The sequence below is a fragment of the Novosphingobium mangrovisedimenti genome (assembly GCF_025153475.1).
Classification (GTDB): Bacteria; Pseudomonadota; Alphaproteobacteria; order Sphingomonadales; family Sphingomonadaceae; genus Novosphingobium; species Novosphingobium mangrovi_A.
In genome coordinates this window covers 35,913-52,368 of sequence record NZ_JANZXA010000014.1, presented here as the reverse complement: position 1 = coordinate 52,368, position 16,456 = coordinate 35,913, and the positions used below count along the sequence as shown (strand labels likewise).

The window sequence follows — 16,456 nt, the reverse complement described above, 5'->3', positions numbered from 1 at the left end:
AACCGTTTGCAGTTCCGTGGCGCGCCTACTTCTCGGCCGATTCCAGCGCCGCGTCGTCCAGGGCGATGTCGCGCAGGAGAATGGCAGACATCCGGTCGAGCAATTCGCAAAGCTGAACGACATCGGCTTCCGGCATCTCCTGCGAGATCCGGTCGTAGATCGGCTGGAAGCGCGGCTGGACGCGCTCGACCATCTTGTGCCCTTCGTTCGTCAGCGTGTAGAAAAAGCGCCTGGCATCGGTCGCATCCACGCACCGCTGAATGAGCTTGCGCGCCAGGAGGTCGCGCAGGATGCGCGAAAGGCTGGGGCTGAGCAGAAAGGCACGATCGGCGAGAGTCATCGTGTCCAGTTCACCCGCGACACTCAGCGCGCGCAGGACGCGCCATTGCGGATCGGTCAGATCAAAAGGATCGAATACTCTGCGGAACTGCGCCGCCAGCCGGTCGCGCGCGCGCTGGAACTTGAACCAGATATGTTGCGGCCCCGGGGGGCCCGGTTTGTGCTGATCCGCCCCGTGCAGGATCTCCACTTCCAGATTTTCCTTCTTGTCCCGCATTCAATCCGCTTCCTTGAGCACTGCCTGCAATGGCCGCGTAATTAGTTGATGTCTGCTTTCAATGCCAGTCTCAGCGGGAACAAGGCTGGAGGATTGGGCATAACGGCCACCCCCTCCAGCCCTCCATTTCAGATCGACGCGCGACCAAGGCTCGACCTCCGAAAGCGATCTCGATCGCAGCAGTCCCCCATGTGCACGCAGGACAGGCTCAGACGAGAAAGATTGAATTCCCGGGCAAACAAGGCGCAAGATGCGGCGCTGGGAAGGGACCGCCCAAGGCTTTCGCCAGATGCCATGCACGCCTTCCCCAATGTGACAGACGGGCAGGAGAGTGAGGATGGCAACCGTAACGGCAAACGAAATCAGATCATGGACCTGCTCGAACAGCGAAGCGCGCTGACCGTTCCGGAGATCCACTTTACCGACGAGGAGCAAACCGCCTTCACCGGCACGCGCGGCAGGTTCACCCCGCCGTACCGGCCATCCGGTTCTCCTGCCCTGCACAACCATACGCCTGTGGCCTGAAGATACGGGCAACGGCCCGCCTCGCCGACGGAAAGTAGAAGTGCATGTAGCTTGCCGTCAGCGAACCGCTGCGAAAAACAGGCTCTCCCTTGCGTCCATCCCGCGTTGTCGCCCAGGCTTGGGCAGGCTGTTCCGTATCCATGCGTGAATAGTGGAACGTGTGCCCTCGAAGCGCCCCGCCCGGCAGTTCCACCTGCTGCAGTCCGAGCGCGGCGAGGCGGGGCTGCATGACCGCCTTGCCGGCAATCAGTCCGGCCATTCGGGCACATGCGCCTTGCCGGTCCTCCAGATCGTCCAGACAGTAGAGCATGCCCCCGCATTCGGCGAGCAGTGGCTTGCCCTCGGCATGGTGGCCCCGCACGGCGTCGATCATCGAACGGTTCGCGGACAGCGCCTCAAGATGGAGTTCGGGATAGCCCCCGGGCAGCCAGAGCGCGTCGCACGCCGGCAGGCTGGTGTCTTCAAGCGGAGAAAAGAACGACAGCGCCGCACCCATGGCCTCGAGACAGGCCAGGTTGGCGGGATAGATGAAACCCAGGGCCGCATCGCGGGCAATGGCCACGCGCACGCCCTCGAGCAGGCGTTCCGGCCTCGCCGGCGGGTGCCTCGAACGCAACCGCCGGAGGAAGCCATGCCGCGCTGGCGGGCAAGTTGTCCGCCGCGCGGTCCAGCCGGGTATCGAGATCGGCGATCTCGGCCGCCTGTACCAGCCCCAGATGGCGTTCGGGAAAGGCTGCCGCAGCATCGCGCGGCAAGGCGCCCAGCCATGCGAGAAACGATGGCAGACTCTCTTCGAGCATCCGCGCATGCCGCTCACTCCCCACGCGGTTGGCGAGCACGCCGGCAAGATGCACGTCCTCGCGATAGCTGGCGAGCCCATGGGCAAGCGCCCCGAACGTCTGGGCCATGGCCGATCCGTCGATGACCGCGAGCACCGGCAGGCCGAAGCGTGCAGCGAGATCGGCGGCAGAAGGATCGCCATCGTAGAGACCCATGACGCCCTCGACGAGAATGACATCCGCTTGCCCTGCCGCCTCATGCAGCAGGCGGCGGCATTCGTCCTCGCCCACCATGAACAGGTCGAGCTGGTGCACCGGGGCGCCGCTCGCCTGTTCAAGGATCATCGGGTCGAGGAAGTCCGGCCCGCACTTGAACACGCGCACGCGCCGCCCGGCCTTGCGGTGCAGCCGCGCAAGCGCGGCTGTCACCAGAGTCTTGCCCTGCCCCGATGCCGGAGCGGAGACCAGAAAGGCCGGGCAGCGCGCCGCTTGCGTCACAGGTCGATGCCCACCTGTGCCCGCACGCCCGCGCGAAAAGCGTGCTTTTCGTCACGGATCGCGCTCACCGTATCGGCCAGATCGACCAGATCGGCATGGGCAGCGCGGCCAGTGATGACGACATGCTGCATGTCCGGACGGTTCCGGATCGGCGGCAGCACTTCGTCCAGCGAGAGGTAGCGGTAGTTGATGAGGTAGGTCAGTTCGTCGAGCACCACCAGCGACACCGCCGGATCGGCCAGCGCCTGCTTCGCCTTCTCCCAGCCCGCACGGGCCGTGGCGATATCGCGCCGCAGGTCCTGCGTTTCCCAGGTAAAGCCCTCGCCGCAGTTCTCCCAGGTCACGCCGGGCTGGCGGGAAAGGAAAGCGCGTTCGCCCACGTCTTCCTTGCCCTTGATGAACTGGAACACCGCCGCCCTCCGGCCATAGCCGAGCGTGCGCGCGACCATGCCGAACGCGCTGGAGGACTTGCCCTTGCCGTTTCCGGTCAGGACCAGCACCAGCCCCTTGTCCACTTTGGCAGCGGCGATCTTCGCATCGACCACCGCCTTGTGCTTGCGGGTGCGCTGCTTGTGGCGGCGTTCCTCTTCGGTAAGGTCTTCCGTGGTGCTCACCGCGAATGCTCGCGGCGCAGGTCCGGCCGGGCGGTGAGCAGCAGGGCCCAGAGCGCTACCGCGACACCCGACCACATCAGGCTCGACATCAGCGAGAACGGGAAATAGCGCGCGATGCGCGGCAGGAAGCCTTCGATCGTGGGATCAGGGAAGCGACCGCCGAGGAAGTAGAACCCGCCGCTGGAAAACAGGTGAGAGACGAACGTCGCGCCCACCAGCAGCACGGCGATCGCGGGCAGCGACTGCAGGCGTTCAGGCATGCGCGCGGCAAAGCGGCCCGCCAGCCACATCGTCGCATAGGCCGGGATCAGCATGGCGTAAGCGGGCGTATAGCAGAAGTCAGACACGCCGAGCAGCGAGATCGAAACGACATCGATCGCGTAGCCGAGCGCAAACAGGCCGATGAACCCGGCGAAGCGGCGCACGAAGTAGCCGAGCACGAAATAGCTGGCGAGCGCGGTACTCGGAACGTGGATCAGATGCGTCAGCGCATGCGATCGGGTAAGCAGCATCACGGCGGCAAGAATGCCGAAAACCATGAGCTGGAAGCGATTGGATTGCAAAGCGGTGGAACGAAACATCGTCGGTATCTCCGGATAAGGTCGGGAGGAATGCGTCAGGGCGCGCAGGCCAAGGCGGCCTGCGCGGGAGCCGGGGGGCAAAAAGCCCCGGAAGGTTCAGCAGTTCGGCATGACTTCACAGGCTCCCTTCGACGCGACACACGAATGTCGTCCGCCAAGGGAATATCCCCGCATCAGCGAGGCCCTCGTCCGCCCGGTTCATCCCGCCCGCGCGAAGGAACGACGGCATCGGGCCGGTTTCCTGACTTCCGGTTCGCCGCGCTTTTCGCCGCCTTCTCGGGAGGAAAACTCCCAATGGCATCTGGCGATGCGCTCACCGGTCACAGTTGCGGGAGCAGTGCCGGCTCAGGCAGCTTTCGCCACCGTCCGGACTTCCCGATTAAGCCCTCTCGGGCACCCGATACACACCCACGACTAAGCGAGATTGCCCCGCTCCGCAAGCATATTGCACTTGCACACAGCCTGCCTGCACGATAATTGCCGCGCCGCGACAGGTTCCCCGACAAGGGATCAAAAGGGAACCGGGTGAGAAACCCGGGCTGCCCCTGCAACTGTAAGCGGCGAGCCATCCGGCCACTACGCCATTGGGACCGAAACGTCCTGAGAAGGCGGCCGGACCGGCCCTGACCCGCAAGCCAGGAGACCTGCCTGACGCAGTCGTTCTTCATCCGGGCAGGGTGCACCGGGTGTTCGAGGGCCCTGCGAAATGCAGGGTCATCCCTCGCGCAACGACAGCCACCGCCTTGCCGGCCAGATCCGTGCGAGGGGCGTCATGTCGTGCCCACCCGTTCCCGGGAGGGCCTGCGGGACTGTTCCTTCGTGCGGATTGCCACCGGCGGGCACAACGCCGTTTGCATGAAGGGACCTGTCCCATGTCCAAATTGATTCGCCTGGCCGCCGTTCCGGCCATTCCTGCTCTCCTCTCTGTCACCCTGCCGGCCGCCGCGCTGGCCGATGAAGCCCCCGACAGCAGTATCGTCGTCACCGCCCTGCGCACTCCCGTCGCGCAGGACCGGGTGTCCTCCAGTGTGACAGTGCTCGACGAGGCCGCCATCGTCGAGAACCAGCCGATAGCGCTGACCGACATCCTGCTGCGCACGCCCGGCATCAGCCTGTCGCGCAACGGCGGCTACGGAACCGTTACCAGCTTGCGCATCCGCGGCGCCGACGGCGGCCAGACCGTGATGGTGCTGGACGGTATGCGGCTGTCCGATCCCTCCTCGACCGCAGGCGGTTTCGGCTTTGCCAACCTGCTGCTCGACGATGCCGAGCGAATCGAGATCCTGCGCGGACCGCAGTCGATCCTGTGGGGCAGCGATGCCATCGGCGGGGTGGTCAACGTCACCACCCGCAAGCCCGAAAAGGCGCTGGAAGGCAGCTTCGCGGTGGAAGGTGGCAGCCACGAGACCTTCTCCGCCCGCGCCGGTGCGGGCGGCACCAGCGAAGCCGTCGACTGGCGCCTGTCCGGCTCCACTTTCACCACGGACGGCATCTCGGCGCGCGCCAATGGCACCGAGGATGACGGCTATCGCCGCAGCGCCGCCAGCGGCACCGTGACCGTGCGCCTTGCCGCGCAGGTCTCGCTCGATCTGCGCGGCTACTATTCCGACGCGCGCAACGACTTCGACGGCTACGCAGGCGATTCGCCCGCCTATGGCCTGACGCAGGAATGGTCGGGTTACGCCGGACTCAATTTCAGCCTTCTGGACGGGAAGCTGACCAATCGTCTTGCGGTGATGCAGTCGATGACCGACCGCGAGAACTACGACCCCACCCGCGACATTCGTTCCATCACGTTCGACGCGCATGGCCGGGTGCGCCGCTTCGAATACCAGGGCACCTACAGCTTTTCCGATGCAATCCAGCTCATGTTCGGGGCCGAGCGCGAGGAACAGCGGATGACCACCGCTTCGCCCTCGAACAGCACGGCGGCCTATGCGAAGATCCCGCACAAGGCCGATACCAACAGCGTCTATGGGCAGCTCCGCGTGACGCCGGCGACGGGCTTCACGGTCGATGCCGGCGTGCGCTACGATCACCAGTCGCGCTTCGGTGGCAATACAGTGATAAGCGGCGGCGCGGCCTATACACCCAACGATGGCGCCACCATGCTGCGCGCCAGCTACAGCGAAGGGTACAAGGCGCCCTCGCTCTACCAGATGTTCAGTGCTTATGGCGTGGCCGACCTCGGCCCGGAAAAGGCCAAGGGCTGGGAAGTGGGCGCAGAGCAGAGCCTCGGCCAGATCCTTCGCGTGTCCGCCACCTGGTTCGAACGCGATACCGAAAATCTGATCAACTTCGCCTATTGCCCCACCAGCGGCACCCTGCCCGATGCGTGCTACATCCCGGGCACCACCACGACCCGCTTCGGCCACTACGCCAATGTCGACAAGAGCCATACGCGGGGTCTGGAACTCGCAGGCTCGGCACGGTGGAACGTGTTCTTTGCCGAGGCCAACTACAGCTGGATCGAGGCGGAAGACCGCACGCCGGACAGCAGCACCTATGGCCGTCAGCTTGCCCGCGTGCCGCGCCATCTCGCCAATGCCCAGGCTGGCGTGGAACTGCCCTCGGGCCTGCGCGGCAGCGTGGCCGCGCGCTATTCGGGCCGGACCTTCGACAGCGCCAGTGGCACCACCGAACTGGACGGCTACTGGCTGTTCGACGTGCGCGCGCAATGGCCGGTCACCGAAGGGCTGATGCTGCAGGGCCGGGTCGAGAACCTGGCGGACAAGACCTATGAGACGGCAGGCGGCTATGCCGCGTTTGGGCGGACATTCTACCTGGGCCTGAGGAGCCGCTTCTGATGCTGCGCGCGGTCGAGGCCGGAGCGGCGGTGGTAGTCTGCTCCACCTGCCGCCTCAGCGCGGCCGCGCGCGAGAACGAAGGCGGGCAGCGCGGCGGCGCGCTGCTCGCCGAAGCCCTGCGGGCGGTACAGGCGGACGCGCCGGACCTCGCAGGCGTGGCAGTGCAGGAAATGCCCTGCCTCTTCGCCTGCAAACGCCACTGCGTCATCCATATCCGCGCGCCGGGCAAGGTCGGCTACGTGCTCGGCGATTTCGCGCCGGACCGCGACGCCGCCCGCGCCATTCTGGAATACGCCGCGCATCACGCCGCCAGCGAGGAAGGCGTCGTTCGCTATGCCGACTGGCCCGAGGGCGTGAAGGGCCATTTCATCACCCGCACACCTCCCGAAGGATACCTCTGCACATGATCCGCTTTGCCGATCGCGCCGCTTTCACAGCCGCGCTTTCCGCCCTGCCCGGCCCCGGTGAAGCCGCCGTCACTGCGGCCCGCACGCGTCAGGCCGAATTGACCAAGCCCGCCGGCTCGCTCGGGCGGCTGGAGGACATCGCGGTGTTCATGGCCGGATGGCAGAACACGCCGCGTCCCCGAATCGACCGGGTGCAGGCCGTCGTCTTCGCTGGCAACCACGGTGTCGCCGCACGCGGCGTCAGTGCTTTCCCGGTGGAAGTCACAGAGCAAATGGTCGCCAATTTCCGGGCCGGGGGCGCTGCCATCAATGCCCTGTGCCGTTCGTGCAGCGCGGATCTTTCGGTCGTGCCGCTCGATCTTGAACGGCCCACCGGCGATATTTCCGAGGAAGCCGCCATGAGCGAGGCGGAGTGCCTCGCCGCACTCAACGCCGGAGCGGCGGCCGTCAGCCCGGATACGCAGCTGCTGTTCGTGGGCGAAATGGGAATCGGCAATACGACACCCGCCTCCGCATTGTGCGCCGCTGCCTTCGGCGGCGAGGCCGCGCTGTGGTGCGGTAAGGGATCAGGCATCGACGACGAGGGCGTGGCGCGCAAGATCCTCGCCGTGGAGCAGGCGCTGGCGCTGCATCTGCCCGATTGCGACGATGCTTTCGAAACGCTGCGCCGCCTTGGCGGGCGCGAGATCGCGGCCATGGCAGGCGCGATCCTGGCCGCGCGGATGATGCGCATTCCAGTGCTGCTGGACGGCTTCATCGCCTGCGCTTCCATCGCGCCGATAGTGGCCCGGGTGCCGGGCTTCACGGCCCATTGCCTCGCCGCGCATTGCTCGGCCGAGCCCGGGCATGTCCGGCTGCTCGGCTATTTCGGGCTGGAGCCCTTGCTCCGGCTCGGGATGCGGCTAGGCGAAGGATCGGGTGCGGCCGCCGCCGTCCCCATCGTCCGTGCCGCGCTGGCCACGCACAACGAGATGGCGACATTCGCCGAAGCCGCCGTGGCCAGCGGATCGTGAACGCGCGCATCGTCCATCTGCTGCGGCACGGCCCGCCGGCCCGGACCGGGCTGCTGCTGGGCCATCTGGACGAGCCGCCGCTTGTGCCCGAATGCCCGGTCATGCTGGGCCGGGTGGCGCAGCTGCCGGTCCGCGCGATCGTCAGCTCGGACTTGCGCCGCACTGGCCTGCAGGCCGCGCACCTCGCCGAATGGCTGGACGTGCCGTTCCTGCGCGATCCGTGCTGGCGCGAACTGGATTTCGGCGCGTGGGACGGGCTTTCGCCAGAGGACATCGATGAAACGGCGCTTTCCCGCTTCTGGGAAGACCCCGATGCCAATCCGCCGCCGCGGGGGGAACGCTGGTCGGACTTGTGCAGGCGCGTGCGCGAGGGTCTGGCCGGGCTCGAAACGGAAACGCTGGTTGTCACCCATGCCGGTGCCATGCGCGCCGCGCTTTCGGTGCTGACCGGGCTGGACCATCGCGCGGTCTGGGCCATCGACCTGCCCTACCGCGCGCTCGCTTCCCTGCGGATCTGGCCCGGAGAGCCGATGTCCGGCCAAATCGTCGGGCTTGAAACAGGGTATCGCGAATGAAGGCGCTGGTCCTCGCCGTGCAGTTCATGACGCGTCTGCCGCTGCCCGCCATCGCCGCGAGCGAACGGGACTTTGCGCGGGCGATACGCTGGTTTCCCGCGGCAGGCATTCTCGTCGGCCTGTGCGTCGCCGCAGCGGCATGGGCGGGCCTGCGCCACGATCCCTGGACCGGTGCGCTGGCCGCGCTGCTGGTCTGGGTGGCGATCACCGGCGCGCTGCATCTCGATGGCCTTGGCGATATCGCCGATGCCGCCGGAGCGGCCCACGGAGACCGGGAACGGCTTTCGGCGGTTCTGGCAGACCCGCACATCGGCAGCTTCGGCGTCACCGCGATCGGCCTGCAGCTGATCGCCAAGCTGGTCCTGCTGCGTCTGGCGATGGATACGGTCCCCCTCGCCGCGCTGGTGGCTGTGCCGATCGCGGCAAGGATCGGACCGATGCTCTGGACGCTGACCCTGCCGCCCCTTCATCGGGGAATGGGAACCAGCTTCGGGGCCGGGGCAAACTGGCCTGTCTGCGCCGTCTGGTTCCTCGTGCTGGGTGCTTCGGCGTGGTGGACCACGCCTGCACTGCTGCAGGCCCCCGCTGCCATAACCGTCTGGGGCATCTGGCTGCGCCAGTGCATCGGCGGCATCTCGGGCGATGGCCATGGCGCCGGGATCGAACTGGTCGAAACGACCACTCTGGCCGCACTGGTTCTTTTCGCATGAACGCGTTCCTCACCCATGGCGGCCGTCTGGATGAGGCCTGCACGCACTTCGGCGGCGATCCCGCCGATTGGCTGGACCTATCGACCGGCATCAACCCCTGCCCATGGCCCGGCGCCGAGGCGATCCGTCCGGCCTGGCGCACCCTGCCCGACGTGCGGACGCTCAGGCGGCTGGAAGAGACCGCCGCGGCCTGTTTCGGAGCCGATCCGGCCTTGTGCTGCGCGGTTCCCGGCAGCGAAGCCGGCCTGCGCGCGCTCGGGTGCATCCTCGGCCTGCCCGCCCGCCATGTGCCACTGACTTACGGGACTTACGCCAAGGCCTTCGCCAGCCCGCCGCCGGGTCATAGCGGCCCCACCGTGCTGATCGTCACCAACCCCAATAACCCGGATGGACGACTCCACCAGCGCGATCATCTTGCCTCCGCGCTGGAACAACAGCAGCCCGGCGGCGGATGGCTGGTCGCCGACGAGGCCTTCGCCGATTGCCATCCGGAAGCGAGCATGGCCGGTCTGGTGACGAACGAACGCAACCTCGCCGTGACGCGATCGTTCGGCAAGTTCTTCGGGCTTGCCGGGGTTCGGCTTGGTTTCGTACTGGCGCCCGAACCGCTGCTGACGCAGCTGCGCAGGCTGCTGGGGGACTGGCCGGTCTGCTCCGCCGCGCTGGCCTTCGGGGTCGAAGCCTATGCCGACGCGCGCTGGATCGCCGCCACCCGGGCCCGCCTGCCGGAAAGGGCGGCCCGGCTCGATGCGGTTCTGGAACGCCATGGATTGCGGCCCACGGGGGCCTGCCCGCTGTTCCGGCTTGCCACTGTCCCCGATGCCGCGGGCCTGTTCGCCTCGCTGGCCAACGCGCAGATCCTGACGCGCCCCTTCGCACACTATCCGCGCCTGCTGCGGTTCGGGCTGCCGGCGGATGATGCCCAGCTGGCGCGCCTCGATGCCGCGCTGGCCTTGTGGTCCGCCCATGGTTGAGCCCGTCGCCCTCGGCGCACTGGCGCTGGATGCCGCAGTCGGATGGCCGGACGGTCTCTACCGCCGGATCGGCCATCCCGTGGGAGGCTTCGCGCGGATCATCGCGGCGTGCGAAACCCGCTGGAACCGGCCGGAGCGCCCGGCCCGCTTGCGGCGCCTTTCGGGCGTGGCGACCATACTGGTGCTCGTGCTCGCAAGTGGCGGCACGGCCTTCGCCGCCGAACGCATCATCCGCGTGCTGGCCGGGCCATGGGCCTGGCTGCCGCTCGCCTTCGCGGCCTCGCCCGCGCTGGCGCAGCGCAGCCTCTACGATCACTTCCAGCCAGTGCAGGCAGCGCTGGCGCGCGACGATCTGCCCGTTGCGCGCAAGGCTGTCGGGATGATCGTCGGACGCGACACGGCCATGCTCGACAGCCCCGGCGTGGCCCGCGCAGGGATCGAGAGCCTCGCCGAAAGCTTCTGCGACGGCGTGATCGCCCCGCTGTTCTGGCTACTGGTGCTCGGCCTGCCCGGCGCGTGGATCTACAAGGCCATCAACACCGCCGACAGCCTGATCGGCCACCCGGAGGAGCCCTTGCGCGACTACGGCTGGGCCGCCGCCCGGATCGACGATGCGGCAAACCTGATCCCGGCGCGCCTGAGCGCGGTCCTGATCTGTCTTGCCGGTTGGGGACGGGGCTGGCGTATCCTCTGGCGCGATCATGCTCGCCACGCCTCCCCCAACGCGGGCTGGCCCGAAGCGGCCATGGCGGGAACGCTGGGCATCCGGCTCGCCGGGCCCGTGCGCTACGACGGCGTGCTTTCGCAAAAGCCGTGGATCGGCGATGGCGCAGAGGCCGATGCAGGCGCTATGGCCCGCGCCGGAAAGGTATATCTGCGGGCCTGCCTGCTGGCATGGCTGGGGGCGGGAGGCGTGGCATGGCTGGCTTGATGTTGCAGGGAACCGGGTCGGACGTCGGCAAGTCGGTGCTGGTCGCTGGACTTTGCCGCGCCTTGTCCAGCCGAGGGCTCAGCGTCCTTCCGTTCAAGCCGCAGAACATGTCGAACAACGCGGCGGTGACGGCCGATGGCGGCGAGATCGGGCGCGCGCAGGCCCTGCAGGCGCTCGGCGCGCGGGCCGAACTGCACACCGACATGAACCCCGTGTTGCTCAAACCCCAGGCGGACCGGACCTCGCAGCTCATCGTGCACGGCAAAGTGCGCGGCACGCTTGGCTCCGCGAATTTCCGCGAGACGCGGCGCAGCTTGCTGAACGAGGTTCTGGAAAGCTGGCATCGCCTTTCGCAGCGATGCGATCTGGTGATCGTCGAGGGGGCGGGATCGCCTGCCGAGATCAACTTGCGCGCGGGCGACATCGCCAACATGGGCTTTGCCCGCGCTGCCGATGTGCCGGTCGTGCTGGTGGGCGATATCGACCGGGGCGGCGTGATCGCTGCGCTGGCTGGAACCCGCGCCGTGCTCGATCCCGAGGACGCGGCGATGATCCGGGGCTTCATCGTCAACAAGTTCCGCGGCGATCCGGCGCTGTTTACCGATGGCTATGCCATGATCGCCGAATTGACCGGCTGGCGCGGCTTTGGCGTGGTGCCATGGCTCCCCGCCGTCGCCCGCCTGCCCAGCGAGGATGCCGTCGTGCTCGAACGCGGGCTCTCCCCATCCGCAGGCAGGACGCTGGTCGCCTGCCCCATGCTGCCCCGCATCGCCAATTTCGACGACCTCGATCCGCTCAAGACGGAAGACGGCGTGGACGTCGCGATGATCCCGCCGGGTAAGCCTATCCCAGCCGGGGCCGCCCTGATCGTCCTGCCCGGATCGAAAGCGACCATTGCCGACATGGCCTTCCTGCGCGAACAGGGCTGGGACATCGACATCCTTGCCCATCACCGGCGCGGCGGCGCCATTCTGGGAATATGCGCGGGCTACCAGATGCTCGGCCGCACCATCGCCGATCCCATGGGGATCGAGGGAGCGCCGGGCAGCATCGCCGGGCTTGGCCTGCTGGACCACGAAACCGTGCTAGGCCCGCAAAAGGCACTGCGGCAGGTCAGCGGCACAGCGCTGGCGGCCCGTTTCGACGGCTATGAAATGCACATGGGCGAGACGCACGGCGCCCCGGCCAGCCGCCCATTTGCCCTGCTCGACAGCGGGCGCCCCGACGGAACTATGTCAAACGACCGAAAAGTGATCGGAACCTATTGCCATGGCCTGCTGGCCTCAGGCGGCCTGCGCCGCGCGCTCCTTGCCGAAATCGGCGTGCGGAGCCATGCCCGCGATCACGGCGCCCTTGTCGATGCCGCGCTCGACGAACTCGCCGCCGGGCTGGAACAGCATCTCGACATCGACGCGCTTCTGGCACTGGCCCGTGGGGCTGGCACGTGAGCGTATTGTTCGTCATCGGCGGCGCGCGATCGGGCAAGAGCCGCCATGCCCAGACGCGCATAGAGGCGCTGCCCGGACGGCTTGCCTTCATCGCCACCGGGCAAGCCTTCGACACGGAGATGGAAGCGCGCATCGCGCGCCACCGCGCGGATCGCGGGCCACGCTGGAAAACCGTCGAGGCGCCTATCGACCTGCCCGCCGCCATCGACGGTGCCGCGCGGCATGCCGACGCCCTGCTGGTCGATTGCCTCACGCTATGGCTTTCGAACCTCATGCTGGCGAATCACGACGTTGAAACGGGGATCGAGAAACTGTGCGGCGCGTTGAAGGTCTGCCCCGTCCCCGTTACGCTTGTCGCGAACGAGGTCGGGATGGGCATCGTGCCGGAAAACGCCCTCGCGCGGCGATTTCGCGACGAGGCCGGCCGGTTGAATCAACGTATCGCAGCTGTAGCCGATGAAGTCGTGCTCGTTGCCGCCGGACTTCCCCTCAGCATGAAGCGCCCGGGGTAATCAGGGCCGATCCTGCAAGGGCAGCTCGCCGGCTACTCGCCCCGGACTTTCAGAGCCGATCGCAAAGTGCCGCCGGCACGTCGTAACCCCAGTCCTCGTACTTGCGGGCAATGACGGAAATCATCAGCGCCAGTTCGGGCGATTGGTCGCCAAGCCGGTGGCTCATAATGATGGGCGAGGTGGCCGGCTCGACGAGTTCGCGGAACGCGACGTCATGGCTGCGCGCGCGGCGCACCGATTCGGGGACGATCGCCACGCCCTCCTCCGCCGCGACGAGCCCGATGGCGATCTGGAGTTCGCGTGCCTCGTGCGCCACGCGCGGTTCGATGGCATGATCGCGGAACAGCGAGATCACCTGATCGGCATAGCTGGGGCGCGGCGTACGCGGATAAATGATCTGCGGTTCGTCCGCGAGGTCGTGTAGCGAGATCGGCCCCTCGCCTGTCGCCAGAGGATGGTCCATCGGAAAGGCCGCGATCATCTTCTCGTCGCGCAGCACGATGCGGCGCACGGCGGGGTCCTCGAAGCGGATGCGACCGAAACCGATGTCGATGCGCCCTTCCTTCAGCGCGGCGATCTGGTCGAGCGTCGTGCTTTCCAGCATGACCAGTTCGATGTTGTCCGCCGTCTTGCGGAATTCACGGATCAGTTCCGGCAGGCGCGCGTAGATGGTGGACGAGACGAAGCCGATCACCAGCCGCCGCCGCTTGCTGACCGCCGCCGCCTTCACCATGGCCTCCACGTCTTCCATGCGCGCGAGGACCTGCAGCGCCTGCGCGTAAAGCAACCGGCCGACCGCGGTCAGCCGCAGCGGCCGGCTCGAACGATCGAGCAAGGGCGCGCCCACGTGTGCTTCCAGCTGCTGGATCGCACGCGAAAGCGGTGGCTGGGCCATGTGCAGCCGATCGGCCGCACGGTTGAAATTGCCTTCATCCGCCACCGCCACGAAGTAGCGTAGAAGGCGTATATCCATCACAAACCATACCTCCCGGGTATTGAATGATGACCACATTGATCTTTGATGGCAGCGCCACGCGGGGCTACCGTTGGCCCGAAACCTAAGCATTCGGGAGAGTCGCTGCAATGGTCGCGTTAAGCCGCGCCGATACCTTCATCGTCGATGTACCGACCATTCGCCCGCACGTTCTGGCGATGGCGACCGTGCACGCCCAGTCGATGGTAATCGTCCGCCTGACCGATGCCGATGGCGTCGAGGGCCTGGGCGAAGGCACGACCATCGGCGGCCTCAGCTACTGCGAGGAAAGCCCCGAGAGCATCAAGTCCGCGATCGACACCTACATCCTGCCGGTGCTCGAAACCTGCAACCTCACCCAGGTTGGCGCGACGATGGCCAAGGTCGCACGGTGCGTACGCGGCAACCACTTCGCCAAGTGCGCGGTGGAAACCGCACTGCTCGACATGGCCGGCAAGCGCCTCGGCCTCCCCGCTTCCGAACTGATCGGCGGCGGCCGCGTACGGGACAGCCTGCCGGTCGCCTGGACGCTGGCCAGCGGTGACACCGCCCGCGACATCGCCGAGGGCGAGGAAATGCTGGAGCGTCGCCGCCACAACATCTTCAAGCTCAAGATCGGCAAGCGCGCGGTTCGCGACGACGTCGCCCACGTCGGCGCCATCTGCAAGGCACTGGGCGACCGCGCCAGCGTGCGCGTCGACGTCAACCAGAACTGGTCGGAAGCGCAAGCCAAGCTCGGCATGGCAATGCTCCACGACGTCGGCTGCGATCTTGTCGAACAGCCTATCGCGGGCGACGACATTGCCGCCATGGCACGGCTGTCGACCGGGCAGACGATCCCCCTCATGGCCGACGAGGCGCTTCGTGGTCCGCGCACCGCGCTCCGGATCGCCTCGGCCGGCGCGGCCGGTGTCTTCGCGCTCAAGATCGCGCAGTCGGGCGGCCTTTTCGCCGGCGCGGAAGTCGCCGCGATCGGCACGGCAGCCGGTATCGGGCTCTATGGCGGCACGATGCTGGAGGGCGGTGTCGGCACCGCCGCCTCCGCGCACGTCTTCGCGACCGTGGCCGACCTTGCCTGGGGCACCGAGCTGTTCGGCCCGCTGCTGCAGACCGAGGAGATCCTGAGCGAGCCGCTGGCCTATGGCGACTTCTCGCTCGCCGTTCCCACCGGCCCGGGCCTCGGCATTGCCCTGGACGAGGACAAACTCGATTTCTTCCGGCGCGATCGTTCCAGGACGGTCGTCGATGCGCCGGCCCTCCACGCCGTCAACGCAGGAGCCTGAAGCAATGCTTTTCATGGTCGAAATGGACGTCAACATTCCGCTGGACTTCGATGCCGAAGAAGCCGCGCGGATCAAGGCCGCGGAAAAGGCCTACTTCCAGAAGCTTCAGGCCGCCGGCACCTGGCGGCACATCTGGCGCAAGGTCGGGCTCTATTCGAACGTCTCCATCTTCGATGTCGAGAGCAACACGGCCCTGCACGACACGCTCATGGCACTGCCGCTCTATCCCTTCATGACCATGAAGGTGACGCCGCTGTGCCGCCACCCCTCCTCGCTCCACGACGACGATCGCTGATCGCCGCCAACACCACTTTAACGGGAGAGAATGAAATGGACGTCAGCTTCGTAAAGACCCCCGAAATCCAGCAGCTTCTCGATCGCGCCACCGGCGCAAACGAAAGCGGTGGCAATCCCCGCCTCAAGACGATCATGCGCGACCTCACCGAAAGCGTGATGGAACTGATCGTGAAGCACGACATTTCCGAAAGCGAATTCTGGCTCGCGATGAAGTATCTCGCGGACGCTTCGGGCGAGATCGGCCTGATCGTGCCGGGCACGGGCCTCGAACACTTCCTCGACCTCTACATGGACGCCAAGGACGCCGAGGCCGGCCTGACCGGCGGCACCCCGCGCACCATCGAGGGACCGCTCTACGTTGCCGGCGCGCCACTGGTGGAAGGCAACGCCAACCTCAGCACCGACCTCGACGAAGGCACGCAGGTCCTGCACATGACGGGCACCGTGACCGGCCCCGACGGCGAGCCGGTGGAGAACGCCATCCTCCACGTCTGGCACGCAAACTCCAAGGGCTGGTACTCGCACTTCGATCCCACCGGCGAGCAGACCCCGTTCAACAACCGCCGCCGCATCAAGCTGGGCACGGACGGGCGCTATGCCTTCCATTCGAAGATGCCGAGCGGATACTCGGTCCCGCCGCAGGGTTCGACCGATCAGCTCATGCAGGCGCTCGGCCGCCACGGCAACCGCCCGGCCCACGTGCACTTCTTCATCGAGGCGCCCGGCTACCGCACGCTGACGACGCAGATCAACTTCGGCGACGATCCCTTCGCGGCTGACGACTTCGCCTTCGGCACCCGTGAAGGCCTGCTGCCGGTGCCGAGCCGCCAGGGCGACAGCGCCTACATCGCCTTCGACTTCCAGCTCCAGCGCGCCGCCAGCGAAGGCGACGAGGGCTTCTCCTCGCGCACCCGTGCCGAGGCAAAGGCACAGCCGGAAAACGAGGCCGCCTGACCTCGGGAATGACGGGAGA

General features: G+C 67.1%; 19 protein-coding genes and 2 riboswitches. Of the genes, 13 read left to right on the top strand and 6 right to left on the bottom strand.

The window, feature by feature from the left end:
* Positions 1–25 precede the first annotated feature (25 nt).
* On the bottom strand, positions 26–556 hold the full coding sequence (locus NZK81_RS17925) for a MarR family transcriptional regulator (RefSeq protein WP_260047460.1): 531 nt from the start codon (positions 554–556) through the stop codon (positions 26–28).
* Between the two features lie 189 nt (positions 557–745).
* Between NZK81_RS17925 and NZK81_RS17920 the strand changes: the two genes are divergently transcribed.
* On the top strand, positions 746–1,081 hold the full coding sequence (locus NZK81_RS17920) for a hypothetical protein (RefSeq protein WP_260047459.1): 336 nt from the start codon (positions 746–748) through the stop codon (positions 1,079–1,081).
* On the opposite strand, the gene NZK81_RS17915 is transcribed toward NZK81_RS17920, so the two are convergent.
* From NZK81_RS17915 to NZK81_RS17900, 4 genes are read right to left on the bottom strand one after another with little or no spacing between them, the layout of a single operon-like run.
* Positions 1,020–1,643, bottom strand: a complete 624-nt coding sequence (locus tag NZK81_RS17915; RefSeq protein ID WP_260047458.1) for a hypothetical protein — start codon at positions 1,641–1,643, stop codon at positions 1,020–1,022. The genes NZK81_RS17920 and NZK81_RS17915 overlap by 62 nt on opposite strands.
* Complete coding sequence (locus tag NZK81_RS17910) at positions 1,543–2,358, bottom strand: nucleotide-binding protein (protein WP_260047457.1); 816 nt, start codon at positions 2,356–2,358, stop codon at positions 1,543–1,545. The genes NZK81_RS17915 and NZK81_RS17910 overlap by 101 nt, the downstream gene beginning before the upstream one ends.
* Positions 2,355–2,972 (bottom strand): cob(I)yrinic acid a,c-diamide adenosyltransferase, encoded by a 618-nt coding sequence (gene cobO / locus NZK81_RS17905; RefSeq protein WP_260047456.1) that lies wholly within the window; start codon positions 2,970–2,972, stop codon positions 2,355–2,357. Before cobO ends, NZK81_RS17910 begins: the two co-directional genes overlap by 4 nt.
* On the bottom strand, positions 2,969–3,553 hold the full coding sequence (locus NZK81_RS17900) for a hypothetical protein (protein WP_260047455.1): 585 nt from the start codon (positions 3,551–3,553) through the stop codon (positions 2,969–2,971). The genes cobO and NZK81_RS17900 overlap by 4 nt, the downstream gene beginning before the upstream one ends.
* A 214-nt stretch (positions 3,554–3,767) precedes the next feature.
* A riboswitch (cobalamin riboswitch) is annotated at positions 3,768–3,969 on the bottom strand.
* A gap of 59 nt (positions 3,970–4,028) precedes the next feature.
* A riboswitch (cobalamin riboswitch) is annotated at positions 4,029–4,219 on the top strand.
* 206 nt (positions 4,220–4,425) lie between these two features.
* On the opposite strand from NZK81_RS17900, the gene NZK81_RS17895 reads away from it, so the two are divergent.
* The 9 genes from NZK81_RS17895 to cobU are packed head-to-tail and all read left to right on the top strand — an operon-like array spanning position 4,426 to position 12,930.
* Entirely contained in the window at positions 4,426–6,360 is a 1,935-nt protein-coding gene (locus tag NZK81_RS17895; RefSeq protein ID WP_260047454.1) for a TonB-dependent receptor plug domain-containing protein, read from the top strand.
* On the top strand, positions 6,360–6,767 hold the full coding sequence (locus NZK81_RS17890) for a DUF1636 domain-containing protein (protein ID WP_260047453.1): 408 nt from the start codon (positions 6,360–6,362) through the stop codon (positions 6,765–6,767). The genes NZK81_RS17895 and NZK81_RS17890 overlap by 1 nt, the downstream gene beginning before the upstream one ends.
* A complete protein-coding gene (gene cobT / locus NZK81_RS17885) occupies positions 6,764–7,780 on the top strand; it encodes a nicotinate-nucleotide--dimethylbenzimidazole phosphoribosyltransferase (protein WP_260047452.1) in 1,017 nt (338 codons plus the stop codon). Before NZK81_RS17890 ends, cobT begins: the two co-directional genes overlap by 4 nt.
* Positions 7,777–8,355: a histidine phosphatase family protein gene (locus tag NZK81_RS17880; RefSeq protein WP_260047451.1), complete on the top strand. Its 579-nt coding sequence runs from the start codon at positions 7,777–7,779 to the stop codon at positions 8,353–8,355. The genes cobT and NZK81_RS17880 overlap by 4 nt, the downstream gene beginning before the upstream one ends.
* Entirely contained in the window at positions 8,352–9,065 is a 714-nt protein-coding gene (locus tag NZK81_RS17875) for an adenosylcobinamide-GDP ribazoletransferase (RefSeq protein ID WP_260047450.1), read from the top strand. Before NZK81_RS17880 ends, NZK81_RS17875 begins: the two co-directional genes overlap by 4 nt.
* Positions 9,062–10,039 (top strand): threonine-phosphate decarboxylase, encoded by a 978-nt coding sequence (locus NZK81_RS17870; protein ID WP_260047449.1) that lies wholly within the window; start codon positions 9,062–9,064, stop codon positions 10,037–10,039. Before NZK81_RS17875 ends, NZK81_RS17870 begins: the two co-directional genes overlap by 4 nt.
* A complete protein-coding gene (cbiB, locus tag NZK81_RS17865; RefSeq protein ID WP_260047448.1) occupies positions 10,032–10,970 on the top strand; it encodes an adenosylcobinamide-phosphate synthase CbiB in 939 nt (312 codons plus the stop codon). Before NZK81_RS17870 ends, cbiB begins: the two co-directional genes overlap by 8 nt.
* Positions 10,958–12,418 (top strand): cobyric acid synthase, encoded by a 1,461-nt coding sequence (locus tag NZK81_RS17860; protein ID WP_260047447.1) that lies wholly within the window; start codon positions 10,958–10,960, stop codon positions 12,416–12,418. Before cbiB ends, NZK81_RS17860 begins: the two co-directional genes overlap by 13 nt.
* On the top strand, positions 12,415–12,930 hold the full coding sequence (gene cobU, locus NZK81_RS17855; protein WP_260047446.1) for a bifunctional adenosylcobinamide kinase/adenosylcobinamide-phosphate guanylyltransferase: 516 nt from the start codon (positions 12,415–12,417) through the stop codon (positions 12,928–12,930). The genes NZK81_RS17860 and cobU overlap by 4 nt, the downstream gene beginning before the upstream one ends.
* A 49-nt stretch (positions 12,931–12,979) precedes the next feature.
* On the opposite strand, the gene NZK81_RS17850 is transcribed toward cobU, so the two are convergent.
* The gene (locus NZK81_RS17850; RefSeq protein ID WP_260047445.1) at positions 12,980–13,903 is read right to left on the bottom strand and encodes a LysR family transcriptional regulator; all 924 of its coding nucleotides are present in this window, start codon (positions 13,901–13,903) and stop codon (positions 12,980–12,982) included.
* Between the two features lie 110 nt (positions 13,904–14,013).
* Here NZK81_RS17850 and NZK81_RS17845 point away from each other — a divergent pair, with 110 nt between their 5' ends.
* The 3 genes from NZK81_RS17845 to NZK81_RS17835 are packed head-to-tail and all read left to right on the top strand — an operon-like array spanning position 14,014 to position 16,437.
* Positions 14,014–15,186, top strand: coding sequence for a muconate cycloisomerase family protein (locus NZK81_RS17845; RefSeq protein ID WP_260047444.1), 1,173 nt, complete (start codon positions 14,014–14,016; stop codon positions 15,184–15,186).
* Between the two features lie 4 nt (positions 15,187–15,190).
* Positions 15,191–15,481, top strand: a complete 291-nt coding sequence (catC, locus tag NZK81_RS17840) for a muconolactone Delta-isomerase (protein ID WP_260047443.1) — start codon at positions 15,191–15,193, stop codon at positions 15,479–15,481.
* Between the two features lie 35 nt (positions 15,482–15,516).
* A complete protein-coding gene (locus NZK81_RS17835) occupies positions 15,517–16,437 on the top strand; it encodes a dioxygenase family protein (RefSeq protein ID WP_260047442.1) in 921 nt (306 codons plus the stop codon).
* The last annotated feature ends 19 nt before the right edge of the window (positions 16,438–16,456 follow it).